We start from the raw sequence: 16,818 nt of genomic DNA, 5'->3' as shown, positions 1-16,818 counted from the left end.
CCACTGCCTGTTCCGCTCGGCCTCCCCTGCACCGGGCACTCCGCACGAAGGGTGGATTCATGAACGACAGCCGGATGCGGTATCTCCTGGAGCGGGTCACCGCCGAACTCCACGAGACCCGTAAGAAGTTGCGCGACGCCGAGGAAGGCGGCCAGGAACCCGTCGCCATCGTGGGCATGGGCTGCCACTTCCCCGGCGGGATCGACTCCCCGGAGGACCTGTGGCGGCTCGTCTCCGAAGGCGGCGACGTGGTGGGCGACTTCCCCGACAACCGGGGCTGGGACACCTCGGCTCTCTTCGACGCGGACCCGGACCGCCCCGGCACCTCCTCCACCCGGCGAGGCGCGTTCCTCGCGTCCCCCGGCGACTTCGACACCGACTTCTTCGGCATCTCGCCCCGCGAGGCGCTGGCCACCGACCCGCAGCATCGGCTGCTGCTGGAGACGGCCTGGGAGACGTTCGAGCGGGCCGGTATCCGGCCCGACACCCTGCGCGGGAGCAGTACCGGCGTCTTCGTGGGCAGCAACGGCAACGACTACGCGCCCCCCGTCGGAGCCGTTCCCGAGGATCTGGAGGGCTACATCGTCGTCGGCAACGCGGCGAGCGTCGCCTCCGGACGGATCTCCTACACCTTCGGGTTCGAGGGCCCCGCCGTCACGGTCGACACGGCCTGCTCCTCGTCCTCGGTCGCCCTCCACCTGGCCGTACGGTCGCTGCGCTCCGGAGAGTGCGACCTCGCGCTCGCCGGCGGGGTCACCGTCATGACCACCCCCTCCACCTTCGTGGAGTTCTCCCGGCAGCACGGGCTCGCGGCGGACGGCCGCTGCAAGGCCTTCGCCGGTGCCGCCGACGGAACCGGCTGGTCCGAGGGCGCGGGGCTGCTCCTCGTCGAGAGGCTCTCCGACGCCCGCCGCCTCGGCCACCGCGTGCTCGCCGTCATCAGGGGCACGGCCGCCAACCAGGACGGCGCCTCCCACGGGCTGACCGCGCCGAACGGCCCCGCCCAGCAGCGCGTCATCCGACAGGCGCTCGCCGACGCCCGCCTGACCGCCGGGCAGGTCGACGCCGTCGAGGCGCACGGCACCGGCACCACCCTGGGCGACCCCATCGAGGCGCAGGCGCTGCTCGCCACCTACGGCCAGGAACACACCGAGGAAGCCCCGTTGTGGCTCGGCTCGGTGAAGTCGAACATCGCCCACACCCAGGCCGCGGCGGGGGTGGCCGGCGTCATCAAGATGGTGCAGGCCATGCGGCACGGGGTCCTCCCGAAGACCCTGCACCTGGACGAGCCGTCCCCGCACGTCGACTGGGCGTCGGGCGCCGTCTCCCTCCTCGCGGACCACCGGCCGTGGCCGGAGACCGGGGAGCCGCGCCGCGCGGGCGTGTCCGCCTTCGGCATGAGCGGCACCAACACCCACATCATCCTGGAGCAAGCCCCCGAACCCGCGCCGGCCGACGCGGGACAGGCCGGCGAGCCGCACGACGGGGCCGAGCCCGCCGCCGTACCCCTGCTGCTCTCCGCGCGCACCTCCGCCGCCCTCGCGGAGCAGGCCGCCGACCTCGCCACGTACCTGCGCACCGGACCGGACACCGCCGCCGTCGCACGTGAACTCGTCGCGGGACGAACCGCGTTCGAGGAACGCGCCGTTGTCGTCGGCGCCACCGGGGCGGAGTTGCTCGCCGGGCTCGACGCGCTCGCCTCGGGCGAATCCGCGCCCGGGTCCGTACGGGGGACGGCCGCCGGGGGTGAGCGCCGCACGGTGTTCGTCTTCCCCGGCCAGGGCTCCCAGTGGACCGGCATGGCGCGCGAACTCCTCGACACAGCACCGGTGTTCGCCGACAGTATCGACGCGTGCGCCCGGGCGCTGGAGCCCTGGACCGACTGGTCGCTGACCGGCGTACTGCGCGGGGCCGAGGACGCCCCCGACCACGACCGGGTGGACGTCGTGCAGCCCGCGCTCTGGGCGGTGATGGTCTCCCTCGCCGAGCTGTGGAAGTCGTACGGGGTGCGCCCCGACGCGGTGATCGGGCACAGCCAGGGCGAGATCGCCGCCGCGTACGTCGCCGGGGCTCTCACCCTGGAGGACGCGGCCCGGGTGGTCGCCCTGCGCAGCCGGGCGATCGGCGCGCTCTCCGGCGGCGGCGGGATGGTCTCCGTCGTGCTGCCCCTGGCCGAGGCCGAGACGGCCATCGCCCCCTGGGGCGGGCGCATCTCGGTGGCGACGGTCAACGGCCCCACCGCCGTGGTGGTCGCCGGCGAACCCACCGCCCTGGACGAGTTCATCGCCACCGCCGAGCGGGACGGCGTACGCACCCGCAGGGTCCCGGTCGACTACGCCTCCCACTCGGCCCAGGTCGAGACGATCCGCGAGGAGCTGCTGATCGCCCTCGCGCCGGTCGCCCCGCGCGCCGCCGGAGTCCCCCTCCTCTCCACGGTCACCGGTGACTGGCTCGACACGACCGCGATGGACGCGACGTACTGGTACACCAACCTCCGGCAGACCGTCCTCTTCGAACCGGCCGTCCGCAAGCTGCTCGCCGAGGGCCACGACGTGTTCGTCGAGGCCAGCCCGCACCCGGTGCTGACCTCCGCCGTGCAGGAGACCGCCGAAGCGGTGGACCCCGACGCCGAGACCGTCGTCACCGGTTCGCTGCGCAGGGGAGAGGGCGGTCAGGTCCGCTTCCTCACCTCGCTGGCCGAGGCGCAGGTCCACGGCGTCACCGTCGACTGGAGCCCGGCGCTCGCCGGGCCGCGTCCGGCCGCGTCCGGCCCGGACGACCTGACCGGCCTGCCCACGTATCCCTTCCAGCGGCAGCGGTTCTGGCTGGAGAGCACGAGCGCCCGGGCGGCCGATGTCCCCGGTCTCGGCCTGCGCGCCGCCGGACACCCGCTGCTCGGCGCGTCGCTGCGGCCGGCCGAGGGCGACGGGATCCTCCTGACCGGGCGCGTCTCCGTCCGTACCCACCCGTGGCTCGCCGACCACGCGGTGCTCGACCGCGTCCTCGTCCCCGGCACGGCCCTGGTGGAGCTGGCCGTACGGGCCGCCGACGAAGCGGGCCGCGACACGGTCGAGGAGCTGGTGATCGAGGCGCCCCTCGTCCTGCCGGCCGACGAGGCCCTCCAGATCCAGGTGGCCGTGGCCGCCCCCGACGAGGACGGCCGCCGCGCGGTGAACGTCCACTCCCGCCCCCAGGACGCGGCGGACGGCGAGGGCTGGACCCGGCATGCGACCGGATACCTCTCCCGTACGGCAGGCCCCGCGCGGTCCCAGGCCGCACCGGGCAGCTGGCCGCCGCCGGGGGCCACCGCGCTCCCGCTGGACGGCCTCTACGACCGGCTCGCTGATTCCGGAGTCGCCTACGGGCCCCGATTCCAGGGGCTGCGCGCGGCCTGGCGGCTCGGCGAGGAGGTCTTCGCCGAGGTCGCGCTCGACGGCGAGGAGGAGTCGGCGGCAGGTGAGTTCGGGTTGCACCCGGCCCTGCTCGACGCCTCCTTCCACGCGGCGTCCCTCGGTGCCTTGCCGAAGGCCGGACCGGACGAGGTGCTGCTGCCGTTCGCCTGGAACGGAGTGCGGCTGCACGCCTCGGGCGCGACGGCCCTTCGCGTACGACTCGCACCCACCGCCGACGGCGGACTCTCCCTGGACGCGACCGACCCGGCGGGCACTCCGGTCGTCTCCATCGACTCCCTGGTGTACCGCCCGGTGGCGGCGGCCCGGCTCACCTCCGGTCCCGGGGCCGTCGAACCGCTGTACCGTCTCGGCTGGACCCCGCTCCCGCTCGCCGCGCCCGCCCCGGGGCCGTTCGTACTCCTGCGGCCGGAGGGCGCGGTGTCGCGGTACGCGGACCCGGACACCTCGCTGCGGTTCCGCGACCCCGCCGAAGCCGCCGCCGCCGTCCGTGCGGGCGGGAGCCTGCCCGGACCCGTCCTGTACGAAGTGCCCGCCGACCCCCGGCCGGAGGACGGGACACCCCCGCCATCGCGGGCGCGGGCGACCCTGGAGCGGGTGCTCGCCCTCGTCCAGGAGTGGCTCTCCCACCCCGAACTGGACTCCGTGCCGCTGGCGTTGGTGACCACGGGCGCGGTCTCCGTCGTCGCGGAGTCGCCCGACCTCACCACGGCCGCCGTCTGGGGCCTGCTGCGTTCGGCCCAGTCCGAACACCCCGGCCGCTTCCTGCTCATCGACACCGAGCGCGTCGAACAGGGCGAGTCACCCGGTGCGCCCGACCTCGCGGCGGCGCTCGCGACGGCCGTCGGCACGGGCGAGACGCAGCTCGCGCTCCGCGCCGGCACCGCCCACGCCCCACGGCTCCTTCCCGCTTCGACGCAATCCGCGCAGTCCGGGCGGACGTGGTACTTCGGACCGCCCGAGGGCACCGTCCTGGTCACCGGCGGCCTGGGGCTCCTCGGCAAGCTGGTGGCCCGCCACCTCGTCACCGAACACGGCGTACGTCACCTGCTGCTGACCGGCCGACGCGGCCTTGCCGCGCCGGGCGCCCCGGAGTTCACGGCCGAACTCGCCGCGCTCGGAGCCGAGGTGACGGTCGCCGCCGCCGACGCGGCCGACCGGGACGCCCTGCGGGCCGTACTGGACGGCATCCCGGCGGCCCACCCGCTCACCGGGATCGTGCACGCGGCCGGAACCCTGGACGACGGCGTCGTGGACTCGCTCACCCCCGACCGGCTGGACACCGTGCTGCGCCCCAAGGCCGACGCGGCATGGAACCTGCACGCGCTCACCCGGGACGCCCCGCTCTCCGCGTTCGTGGTGTTCTCCTCGGCGGCGGGCGTCCTCGGTGTCCCCGGCCAGGGCAACTACGCCGCTGCCAACACATTCCTCGACGCCCTGGTGGCGTACCGCAGGGCTCACGGCCTGGTCGGGACCTCCCTCGCCTGGGGCCTGTGGGAGGAGAGCGGTGAGCTGACCGCCCATCTGGACGACGCCGACCACCGGCGCAACGCCCGCCACGGCACCCGCGCCCTCACCACCCCCGAAGGCCTCGCGCTCCTCGACGCGGCCGGGGCGGCCGCCGACGCGCTCCTCGTGCCGGTCGCCCTGCGCCACGGCGCCGAGCCCGGACAGATCCCGTCGGTCCTCCGCGACGTCGTACGGACCCGCAGGCCGGTCGCCCGCCAGACCGCCGGGGCATCGGGTTCCACCCTCGCGGCGCGGCTCCTCCCGCTGGGGGCGGCCGAACGCGAGGAGCTCCTCGCCGACCTGGTCCGCGCGGAGGCGGCGACCGTGCTCGGGCGCGCCGACCGCGACTCCATCGCCTCGGGCCGGGCGTTCAAGGACCTCGGATTCGACTCGCTGACCGCCGTGGACCTGCGTAACCGGCTGGGTGCGGCGAGCGGGCTGCGGCTCTCGCCCACACTCGTCTTCGACCACCCCACCCCGCAGTCCCTGGCCCGTTTCCTCCTCGCCGAACTGCTCGGTGGACACCCCGAGCCGGCGGCCCCCGCACCCGTGACCGCCCCGGCCGCGGACGCGGACGACCCGGTCGTCATCGTCGGCATGAGCTGCCGGCTGCCGGGCCGAGTGGCCTCGCCCGACGACCTGTGGGACCTGGTCTCCCAGGGCGGGGACGCCATCACCCCGTGGCCCGCCGACCGTGGCTGGGACAACGAGAACCTCTTCGACGAGGACCCCGACGAGCCGGGCCGCACCTACACCCAGCACGGTGGATTCCTGCACGACGCGGCCGAGTTCGACGCGGGCTTCTTCGGCATCTCGCCGCGCGAGGCACTGGCGACCGATCCGCAGCAGCGGTTGCTGCTGGAGTCGTCCTGGGAGGCGTTCGAGCGGGCCGGGATCGCGCCGGACTCCCTGCGCGGCAGCCGCACCGGCGTCTTCGTCGGTGTGATGTACAACGACTACGCATCCCGACTGCGGGAACTTCCGCCGGAGTTGGAGGGGTACCTGCACAACGGGAGTGCCGCCAGCGTGGCCTCGGGGCGCATCTCCTACACGTACGGGTTCGAGGGCCCGGCGGTGACGGTGGACACGGCGTGCTCCTCCTCGCTTGTGGCACTCCACCTCGCGGCGCAGGCACTGCGCTCGGGGGAGTGCGACCTCGCGCTCGCGGGCGGAGTCGCCGTGATGGCCTCGCCGTCCGGGATGGTCGCCACCTCCCGGCACCGGGCGTTCGCCCCCGACGGCCGCGTCAAGGCGTACGCGGCCTCGGCGGACGGCACGAGCTGGGCGGAGGGGGTGGGTCTGCTGCTGGTGGAGCGCCTGTCGGACGCGCGCCGGCTCGGCCACCGGGTGCTCGCGGTGGTACGTGGCTCCGCGGTGAACCAGGACGGCGCGTCGAACGGGCTGACCGCGCCGAACGGGCCCGCCCAGCAGCGCGTCATCCGCCAGGCACTGGCCACCGCGGGCCTGGCCCCGCACGACGTCGACGCGGTGGAGGGGCACGGCACCGGCACCACCCTCGGTGACCCCATCGAGGCCCAGGCGCTGATGGCCGCGTACGGCACAGGGCGCCCCGAGGACCGGCCGCTCTGGCTCGGCTCCCTCAAGTCCAACATCGGCCACACCCAGGCCGCCGCCGGAGTGGCCGGCGTCATCAAGATGGTGCAGGCCATGCGGCACGGCGTGCTGCCGCGGACCCTGCACGTCGACACGCCCTCGCCCGACGTGGACTGGGCCACGGGCGGGGTACGCCTCCTCACCGAGGAACGCCCCTGGCAGGCGGACGGCCGGCCGCTGCGCGCGGGTGTCTCCTCCTTCGGCGTGAGCGGTACCAACGCGCACGTCATCCTCGAACAGCCCGGCCCCGAGGCGAGCGACCCGAACACCACCCCGAACACGGCCCCCGAGACCGCTCGCGCCGAGGACGCCTCCCCGTTGCCCTGGGTGCTCTCCGGCCGGACCCCGCAGGCCGTCTCCGACCAGGCCGCGCGCCTTCTGGAGCTGCTCGACGGTCCTGCCCGGATTCCGGCCACCGCCGATACCGCCCACGCACTCCTCACCGACCGCTCGCACTTCGACCACCGGGCGGTCGTGGTCGCCGCGGGCCGTGACGGCCTCGCGGACGGCCTGAGCACGCTCGTACGGAGCGAACCCGCCGAGAACCTCGTCCGCGGAACCGCCTCCGAAGGCACCCGCACGGTCTTCGTCTTCCCCGGCCACGGATCGCAGTGGGCCGGGATGGCGCAGGGGCTCCTCGACACCGCGCCGGCCTTCGCCGCGCGCATCGAGGAGTGCGCCGGAGCGCTGGAACCTCTGGTCGACTGGTCGCTCACCGACGTCCTGCGGGAGGCCCCGGGCGCACCCGGCCTGGACCGGGTGGACGTGGCCCAACCGGCTTTGTGGGCCGTACTGGTGGCACTCGCCGCCCAGTGGCAGGCCTACGGCGTGAGGCCGGACGCGGTGGTCGGGCACAGCCAGGGCGAGGTGGCCGCCGCATGCGTGGCGGGCATCCTCACGCTGGAGGACGCCGCCCGCATCGTCGTCGAGCGCAGCCTGATCCTGGCCGGCCTCGTCGGGAAGGGGGGCATGGCCTCCTTGGCGCTGCCGCTCGCCGAGGTCGAGCGACGGATCGCGGACTGGCCGGGACGGCTCTCGGTGGCGACGGTCAACGGCCCCTCGGCCGCCGTGGTGGCCGGGGACGAGGCGGCACTCGACGAACTGCTCGCCGGATGCGAGGCACGCGGCGAGCGTGCCCGCCGGATCAGGGCGGCGACCGTCGCCGGACACTCGCCGGTGATCGACGAGGTGAAGGACGTACTCCTCGAACGCCTCGCGTTCGTCACGCCCCGCGAGGGCGAGATCCCGCTCTGGTCGACGGTCACCGCCGCGCTCGCCGGACCCGGGGAGCTCGACGCGGAGTACTGGTACCGCAACATCCGGCAGACGGTTCGATTCGCCCCCGTCGTGAAGGACCTGCTCGCCGACCGGTACACCGTCTTCATCGAGGTCAGCCCGCATCCGGTGCTCACCGGCAGCATCCAGGACACCGTGGACGAGACCGGGGGCGCCGATGTCGCGGTGACCGAGACGCTGCGGCGGGACCACGGCGGACTCGACCGCTTCCTCACCTCCGCCGCGGTCGTCCACGCCCGCGGAGTACGGGTGGACTGGTCCCCGGCGTTCGAGGGCCGACGGGCGGCCAGGGCGGAGCGCGTGGATCTGCCCACGTACGCCTTCCAGCGCCGGCGCTACTGGCTGGACGCGGGCACGGCTGCCGCCGGGCCGCTCGCTTCCGTCCTCGCCCGCGGCCAGGGCGAGGAGGAGGGCCGGGGGGAGCGGCAGGGCCCGGAGTCCCGGTTCGCCGCCCTGTCACCCGCGGCCCGCGCCGAGGCCCTGCTCGACCTGGTGGTACGCCAGACGGCCGAGGTGCTCGGACACGAGGACACCGGGGAGATCGGCGCGGACCACGCCTTCAAGGGGCTCGGCCTGGAATCGCTGACCGCCGTCGATCTGCGCAACCGGCTGGCCGCCGCCACCGGCGTACGGCTGCCGGCGACCCTGGTCTTCGACCATCCGACCCCTGCCGCCGTCGCCGCGCACCTCGCCACCCTGCTGCCCGACGCCTCTTCCCCGACGGCGGATCCGGCGGTGGGCCGAGGTTCTGCGGCGGACGCCCTCGCCCTGCTGGAACAGGCCGTTCCCGGTACCGGCCCCCTCGACCCGGACGGAACCGAACTGCTGGCCCGGTTGCGCGCGTTGGTGGCCCGATGGGACACCGGCCGGCCCGTGCCCGAGGAGGGGGACGCCGAGGAGATCGACCTGGACGGGGCCACCGACGAAGAGCTCTTCGAGCTGATGGACAGCGAGGCGCGATGAACCAGGACCGTTCGGCGGGTGAGCGACTCGCGCTGCACCAAGGGTATTTCGTCACAGGAGCACGGACCATGGAGGAGGTGACCGGTCGTGGCCGATGAGGAGAAGCTGCGCAGCTACCTCAAGCGCGCGCTCGCCGAGAACCGGGAAGCGCAGAAGCGCTTGCGGGAGGTCGAGTCCGGCCTGCGGGAGCCGATCGCCGTCGTCGGCATGAGCTGCAGGCTGCCGGGCGGGGTGGACTCGCCCGAGGCGCTCTGGGAGCTGGTGGCCGCGGGCGGCGACGCGGTCGGACCCTGGCCCGAGGACCGCGGCTGGGACCTCGAAGCTCTCTACGACCCCGATCCCACCCACCCCGGCACCAGTTACGCCCGGCACGGCGGATTCCTCTACGACGCGGCCGACTTCGACGCGGAGTTCTTCGGGATGTCACCGCGCGAGGCACTGGCGACCGATCCGCAGCAGCGGTTGCTGCTGGAGTCGTCCTGGGAGGCGTTCGAGCGGGCCGGGATCGCGCCGGACTCCCTGCGCGGCAGCCGCACCGGCGTCTTCGTCGGCCTGACCGCCCAGGACTACCAGCACCGCCTCGCCGAGGTGCCGGCCGAACTGGAGGGGTACCTCGGCATCGGCAACCTCGCCAGTGTGGCGTCGGGGCGCATCTCCTACACGTACGGGTTCGAGGGTCCGGCGGTGACGGTGGACACGGCGTGCTCCTCCTCGCTGGTGGCGCTCCACCTCGCCGTACAGGCACTGCGGTCGGGGGAGTGCGACCTCGCGCTCGCGGGCGGGGCGACCGTGATGTCCACCCCGGCCGGCTTCGTGGAGTTCTCCCGCCAGCGCGGCCTGTCGCCGGACGGCCGGTGCCGCGCGTACGGCGCCGGGGCGGACGGCACCGGCTGGGCGGAGGGGGTGGGCCTGCTGCTGGTGGAGCGCCTGTCGGACGCGCGCCGGCTCGGCCACCGGGTGCTCGCGGTGGTACGTGGCTCCGCGGTGAACCAGGACGGAGCGTCGAACGGGCTGACCGCGCCGAACGGGCCCGCCCAGCAGCGCGTCATCCGCCAGGCACTGGCTGCCGCGGATCTCGCCCCGCACGATGTCGACCTGGTGGAGGGGCACGGCACCGGCACCACCCTCGGCGACCCGATCGAGGCCCAGGCGCTCCAGGAGGTCTACGGAAGCGGCCGGTCCGAGGACACCCCGCTCTGGCTCGGTTCACTCAAGTCCAACATCGGGCACACGGCCGCCGCCGCCGGAGTGGCCGGACTGATCAAGGCGGTGCAGTCGATCCGCCACGGCGTCCTGCCGCAGTCCCTGCACGTCGGCACGCCCACCCCCCACGTGGAGTGGGCGGGCGGCGGGGTGCGGCTGCTGGACGAGGCCCGCCCGTGGCCGGAGACCGGACGCCCCCGCCGGGCCGGCGTCTCCGCCTTCGGCGTGAGCGGGACGAACGCCCACGTGATCGTCGAGGAGGCCCCCGCCGCACCGGCCGCGGACTCTCCGACCGCGGACTCTCCGGATACGGACTCTCGGGGTACGGACTCTCTGGGTACGGACGGGAGCGAGCCGGGCGAGGACCCCGCGCCCCGCACGACCGGGGTACTGCCCTGGCTGCTCTCCGCCAGGTCGGCGCATGCCCTGCGTCAGCAGGCGGCCCGGCTGGCGGAGCTGCTGGAGACTCGCCCCGGACTCGACCCGCTCGACGTGTCCTGGTCGCTGGCCACCGCCCGCACCGCGCACCCGCACCGCGCCACCGTCGTCGCGGCGGACCGACGCGAGCTCCTCGCCGGGCTGCGGGCACTGGCCGACGGACACTCCTCGGCCGCCGTCGTCGGTGCCGGGGAAGATCTTCCCCGCACCGCACGCACCGGCCGCACCGCCTTCCTCTTCACCGGACAGGGCAGCCAGCGGGCCGCCATGGGAAGGGAGTTGCACGAGCGGTTCCCCGCTTACGCCCGCGCCTTCGACGAGGTGGCCGCAGCGCTCGACCGCCACTGCGGGGGCCACCTCGGCCATCCGGTGCGCGAGGCCGTGCTGTCCGCCGCCCGCGGCGGACTGCTCGACCGCACCGAGTACGCGCAGCCCGCCCTCTTCGCCGTGGAGGTCGCGCTCTTCCGGCTGCTGGACACCTGGGGCGTGCGGCCCGACCTCGTCGCGGGGCACTCGATCGGCGGGCTCGCCGCCGCCCACGTGGCCGGGGTGCTCTCCCTGGACGACGCCGCCACCCTGGTCGCGGCGCGCGGCCGGCTGATGCAGGCGCTGCCGCCCGGTGGTGCGATGGCGGCGGTCGAGGCGACCGAGGAAGAAGTCGCCGAGGAACTCGCCGGGGCGGGGGAGACCGTCGCGATCGCCGCGGTCAACGGTCCCCGCTCGGTGGTCGTCTCCGGAGACGAGGAACCCGTCCTCGCCGTCGCCGCCGCCTTCGAGGCCCGCGGTCGGCGAACCTCCCGGCTGCGGGTGAGCCACGCCTTCCACTCGCCCCGGATGGACCCGATGCTGGACGAGTTCCACCGCACGGCCAAGGCGCTGCGGTACGAAGAGCCCGCCGTCCCCGTGGTCTCCGACCTGACGGGAGCCCCCGTCACGGCGGGAGAACTCGGCACGGCGGACCACTGGTCCGAGCACGCCCGGCGACCGGTCCGCTTCCTCGACGTGGTGCGGGAGTTGCGCGCGTCGGGAGCCACCCGGTTCGTCGAGATCGGGCCGGACGCCGTCCTCACCGGACTGGCCGCCGACATCCTGACCACCCAGGATCCCGACGCGGCGCCGACCGCCGTCCTGGTGCCCCTGCTGCGCGGCGGCCGGCCCGAGGCGACGACCTTGCTGACGGCGTTGGCCCGCCTCCACGCGGACGGGGTGCCGGTCGACTGGCGGGCCGTCTTCGAAGGCCACCGGCCCCGCACGGTGGACCTGCCCACCTACCCCTTCCAGCGCCGCCGCCACTGGCTCGACGCCACCGTGACCCGCGGCACGACCGGCGCACCCCTGCTCACCGCTCCCGAGCCTCCCGCCGCAGGGCCGAGCTGGGCCGAGCGGCACGCGGAGCTGTCCGGGCCCGCGCTCGACGACGCACTGCTCGACCTCGTCACGGCGGAGGTGTCGTCCGTCCTCGGGCACGCGACACCCGACGCGGTCGCGCCCGACCGGGCCTTCGTCGAAGTGGGGCTGGACTCGCTCTCCGCCGTCGAACTGCGTACCAGGCTCGCCGCCCGCACGGGCCTGACCCTCGCCGGGGCGCTCACCATCCGCTACCCCGAACCCGCGTCCCTCGCCCGGCACTTGGGTGAGCTCATGCAGGCACGGCACCGGCCGACCGCCTCCGCCGAGGGGCCCCTCACCGCGCTCTACCTACGGCTGTGCGCCGCCCAGGAGATCGCCGCGGCCACCGAAGTGGCAGTGGCCGCCTCGCGGTTGAGGTCCACCTTCGGCCCGGCGGACCGTGCCCGCCACGCCGCCGAACCCGTGGCACTGGCCCAGGGCGACGCACGCACCGCACTGGTCTGCTTCCCCGCCCTCACCGCGCTGTCCGGGCCGCACGAGTACGCCCGCTTCGGCCAGTCACTGCACGGCGTACGCGACGTCTTCGCCGTCCCCGCGCCCGGCTATCCGGAAAACAGCGCGCTGCCCGACTCGGTGCGGACGTTCGTGGCCATGCAGGCCGACGCGGTACAACGCCTGGTAGGTGAGAGGCCGTTCGCCGTGCTGGGGCGGTCCCTGGGCGGCTGCGTCGCCCATGCGGTGACCGAGGAACTCGAACGGCGCGGCACCCCGCCGACGGGCCTGGCGATGGTGGACACCTACCCGATGGACACCGCGTCCCTGCCGGGAATGGAGTGGTGGATGCCCGCCATGATCAACGCAATGGTCGACCGGTTCGACGCCTTCGACCTCGGGCTCACCGACAACGGCATCACCACGATGGGACGTTACCTCCGCACCTTCGGCACCTGGCAGCCGAGGCCGGTCACCACCCCCACGCTGCTGCTCCGCGCCGAGGCGGCGCTCCCCGGGACTCCGGACGACCCCGCGGGCGGCACCCGCGCCTTCTGGCGGCTGCCGCACGAGGCCACCGACGTCCCGGGCGACCACTTCTCCGTACTGGAGGAGCACTCGGCGACCACCGCGGCCGCCGTCGAGACGTGGTTGAGCCCCCGGGACTGAACCGCACACCGGCCCGCGCCGCCGTCGCACCGAACCACCGCGTCCGCACCCCGAAAGACACGAGAGAGAAGAACACGATGACCGCACCACAGCCGCTGCACCTCGCCGTAGCACTGGACAACGTCGGCTGGCACCCGGCGGCCGGCGCGGGGCCGGACGCCCCGACAGGGAACCTCTTCGGCCTGGCGCACTGGACCGCCCTCGCCCAGGAGGCCGAACGCGGGCTGCTGGACTTCGTCACGGTCGAGGACCCGCCGAAGCGCCCCGCCGGGCACGTGAACCACCGCCTGGACGCCGTCCTCGTCGCCTCGGCGCTGGCCGCCCGCACCGAGCGCATCGGCCTGATCCCGAGCATCGTGACCGACCACGCCCAGCCGACGAACGTCGCGAAGGCGATCGCCACCCTCGACCACCTCAGCGACGGCCGGGCCGGCTGGCGCACACCGGTCACCCCCGCGCGGCCGATCGTGATAGCCGACATCTTCACCCCCGAGGTGCAGACGCCGATGGCCGAACTCTTCGAGCGCGCCGCCGACCTGGTGCGCGTCGTGCGCGCCCTCTGGGACGGCGTCGACGACGAGAAGGCGTTGCGGGACATCGCCGCGCCCGGCAGGTTCGCCCCCGCCGACCCGGACCCGCACGGCAGCTTCACCGAGATCGAGCCCCTCGGCGGAGCGGCGGGCGACTGGATCACCATCGACTCGCCGTCCCTCGCACCCCGCGCACCCCAGGGCCACCCGGTCGTCTTCACCGTCGCCCACATCACCCTGCCGTACCGGTACGGTGCCCGCTCGGCCGACGTCGTCTCGGTGACCCCGCACAGCGCCGAGGAGGCGCGGGCCACCGTGGAGGAGGTCAGGGCCGAACAGGCGGCGGCCGGGCGCGCGGACCAGAAGGTGCACGTCTTCGGCGACCTCGTGGTCTTCCTCGACAGCACCCCCGGCCGCGCGGCCGAGCGCCTGGCACGTCTGAACGAGGCGCACGGCAGCACCTACGCCTCCGACGCCGAGATCATCGCCGGGACCCCCGCGGAGATCGCCGACCTGCTCCTGGAATGGCAGGAGGCAGGGCTGTCCGGGTACCGCCTGCGCCCCGGCGCCCTGCCCCACGACCTCCACGCCATCACCCGGGAACTGGTGCCCGAGCTCCAGGCCCGGGGCGCCTTCCGGACCGCCTACGAGGCGGACACGCTGCGCGGGCTGCTCGGACTGCCGCTGCCCTCCGCCCCGGCAGCGCTCTGACCCCCGGCCGGGCGCGTGTGCTCGCGTGCCCGGCCACCGGCGGGCTGCTGCGCCCGGCCGTGCTCCCGCAGCGAACTCGGAAGATCGGCCCGGCCCTTCACCCGGAGCTTGCGGTAGGCGTGCGTCAGGTGCTGCTCCACCGTGCTGACGGTGATGAACAGCTTCTCGGCGATCTCGCGGTTCGAATGGCCGGCCACCGCGAGCGCCGCCACCTGTGACTCCGAGCCGCTGAGCAGGGTGACACCGGTGTCCTGGCCCTGACTCACCGCACGGGACTCCTGCGCGGCGAGCCGCCGGGACAGCGGGGCGAACCCCCGGGCCTCGGCGATCTCCTGGGCCTGCCGGGCGACCATCCGCGCCCTGCCGGTCTGGCCCGCCCGGGTGTGGACCGCGCTCAGATCGGCGAGGGCGCGCGCCAGTTCGAGGCGGTCACCGGCGGCGCCCAGCAGGTCCGCCGACTCCCGCAGCAACGCCGCGCGCCGTCTCGGGTCCGACACGGAGGCGGCCGTCCGCAACGCCATTCCCCGGGCCCGGGGCTGATCGGGCGACGCCAGGTCGAGCTGCTCGGACGCGAGACGGCGGGCCTCGTCGGTCCTGCCGAGCCGCAGCAGTGCCGTCACCGCGTCGCTCCGCCAGGGCACGAACGCGGGCTGGTCGATGTCCCACTCCCGCAACAGCCGACCGCACCGCGTCAGATCGTCCAGCGCCGCGTGCAGCAGATCGAGCGAGAGCCGCTGCCGGCCGCGCGCGTGGAGGTACTGGGCACCGAACCTCGTCTGGAACAACTGCTCGGGCAGGGTCCAGGTACGCGGGACTCCGGTGTCCGGTACCGTGCCCGTCGCGGTGGCGGCGAGCAGCAGACTGGAGAGCGGAGATCCGATCAGCACGCCCCAACTCCCGGTCGACATCAGCGACATGGCCCTTCGAGCGGCATGCTCCGTGAGCCGTGCGTCGCCCTGCCGGAGGGCTATCTCCGCCCGGACCGCCGCGAACAGCGCCTGCCACGCCGGGGCGTCCCGCTCGGTCGCCTCCCGCAACAGCGCGTCGCACCAGCCCACCGCCAGGTCCGAGCGGTCCGCGTACACCAGAACGGACAGGGCGAGGTGGAGCGTGTCGAAGCCCTCGTCGTCCAACGGGGTCGACTGGAGGGCCAGTTCGGCGCTCCGTACGCTCTCCCGGTCGGGTCCCGAACGCAGCAGCCCGTTCAGCACGGCGGCCATCGGCTTCGGCGCCCCGTCCGTCGCCCGGACCGCATCGGGCCTCCCGCCACGCGCGCCCCGGGCGTTCCGTGCGGCCGGCGGGGCGGAACGGAGCCGGGGGCCTGTCTCCCGCAACAGCGCGGGATGCGAGGCGCGCACCCACTCCCGCGCGGCGAGGTACTCGACCGCGGAGCTCGCGTCCAGCGTGTCCGAGAACCGTTCGAGCCGGCTGAGGGCGAGAGTGATCTCCTCCCCGCTGCCGTTGCGGAGCAGCCGCCCCAGGAGGGTCACGCTCTGGCAGCCGGTCAGACGGCCCTCCCGCAGCGCCTCCACCAGCGGCCTCAGCCGCCGGCAGGCCGTGTCCGGGTCGCTGCGGGAATCGACGAGGCTCCGCAGCAGGGTGACCGTCACCTGCTGCTCCTCGTCCCCGCACGCCTGCGCGGCGACGTCGAGGCACGCCTCCGCGAACCCCGTGTCGTCCCGGCGCAGGGCTTCGCGGGCCGCGTCCAGCAGCACCGGGAGGGCGAACGGTTCGTCGCCGTGCCCTGCCGCCAGCAGATGGACGGCGACGGCGGACGCGGGGTCCCCCGCCCCGTGGAGCAGCCGGGCCGCGTCCCGGTGCAGCGCCGACCGGTCGGCGGCCGGCATGCCCGCCAGTACGGCGACGCCCGCGGCCGGGTGGCGGTAGCGGCCCTCGTCCAGGACGCCGATGGCGTCCATCGCCCCCAGCGTCTCGTCCACCTCGGACTGCGGCAGTCCCAGCAGCCGGGCCAGCCGGTGGTGCGAGCCGGAGGCGTCCAGCACCGCGAGCGCGCGGGCCGCGTCACGGAACCGGCGCCCGGCCCTGCGCACGCAAGCGTCCACCGCTCGGCCGAACTCCGCCCCCGCACGGGGCTCCCGCCCGGCGACCTGGCCGCCGGGACGCTCGTACCAGTCCTCCGCGAGCGCGCGCAGCAGCAGCGGGTTGCCGCCGCTGAGCCGGTGCCAGGAGGCGGCGGTGGCATCCGGTGCGAGGCCCCCTCCCGGCAGCAGCCCGGCGAGCATCCGCCCGGTGGCCGCGACGGAGAGCGGGTGGACCCGCACGCGGGTGAAGTGCCGCTGCCGGAGCAGCGGCGTGCGCCAGGCGCGCTCGGTGGCGTTTCCGTCGGTCAAAGGGGCGGACTCGGTCACCACGATCAGCACCCGGGAGGCGCGGAGCAGACCGCCCATGTGGATCAGGGAGTTCAGCGACGCGGGGTCGGCGAAGTGCAGATCGTCGACCGCCACCACCACGGGCTTGCGCTCCGACAGCGCGCGGATCGACTCCCAGTGGATCTGCCCGACACGGGTCGGCGTCGGGCCGGCGGACAGCAGGTCCGCGTCGCAGGTCACCGATCCGCCGTCCCGGGGCAGTCGCAGCGCCCGGGCGCGCTCTTCGGGCGCGAAGTGTTCGCG

The 16,818-nt window shown here is 74.8% G+C and carries 4 protein-coding genes; 3 read left to right on the top strand and 1 reads right to left on the bottom strand.

Annotated features, from left to right (window positions below; genetic code table 11):
- Window positions 1-59: 59 nt before the first annotated feature.
- The 3 genes from ACFWEP_RS09715 to ACFWEP_RS09705 all read left to right on the top strand — a co-directional run bounded on the left by ACFWEP_RS09715 (window position 60) and on the right by ACFWEP_RS09705 (window position 14,185).
- Window positions 60-8,792, top strand: coding sequence for a type I polyketide synthase (locus ACFWEP_RS09715; RefSeq protein ID WP_387368253.1), 8,733 nt, complete (start codon window positions 60-62; stop codon window positions 8,790-8,792).
- An 87-nt stretch (window positions 8,793-8,879) separates the two neighbouring features.
- A complete protein-coding gene (locus tag ACFWEP_RS09710) occupies window positions 8,880-12,944 on the top strand; it encodes a type I polyketide synthase (protein ID WP_387368251.1) in 4,065 nt (1,354 codons plus the stop codon).
- Between the two features lie 77 nt (window positions 12,945-13,021).
- A complete protein-coding gene (locus tag ACFWEP_RS09705; protein WP_387368249.1) occupies window positions 13,022-14,185 on the top strand; it encodes an LLM class flavin-dependent oxidoreductase in 1,164 nt (387 codons plus the stop codon).
- Here ACFWEP_RS09705 and ACFWEP_RS09700 read toward each other — a convergent pair.
- Window positions 14,119-16,818: LuxR C-terminal-related transcriptional regulator (locus tag ACFWEP_RS09700; protein ID WP_387368247.1), on the bottom strand; the 2,700-nt coding region annotated here is incomplete at its 5' end. The genes ACFWEP_RS09705 and ACFWEP_RS09700 overlap by 67 nt on opposite strands.

It is taken from the genome of Streptomyces sp. NPDC060198 (assembly GCF_042728415.1).
In the GTDB taxonomy this organism is placed as follows: domain Bacteria; phylum Actinomycetota; class Actinomycetes; order Streptomycetales; family Streptomycetaceae; genus Streptomyces.
This window is presented reverse-complemented; position numbering and strand designations above follow the sequence as displayed.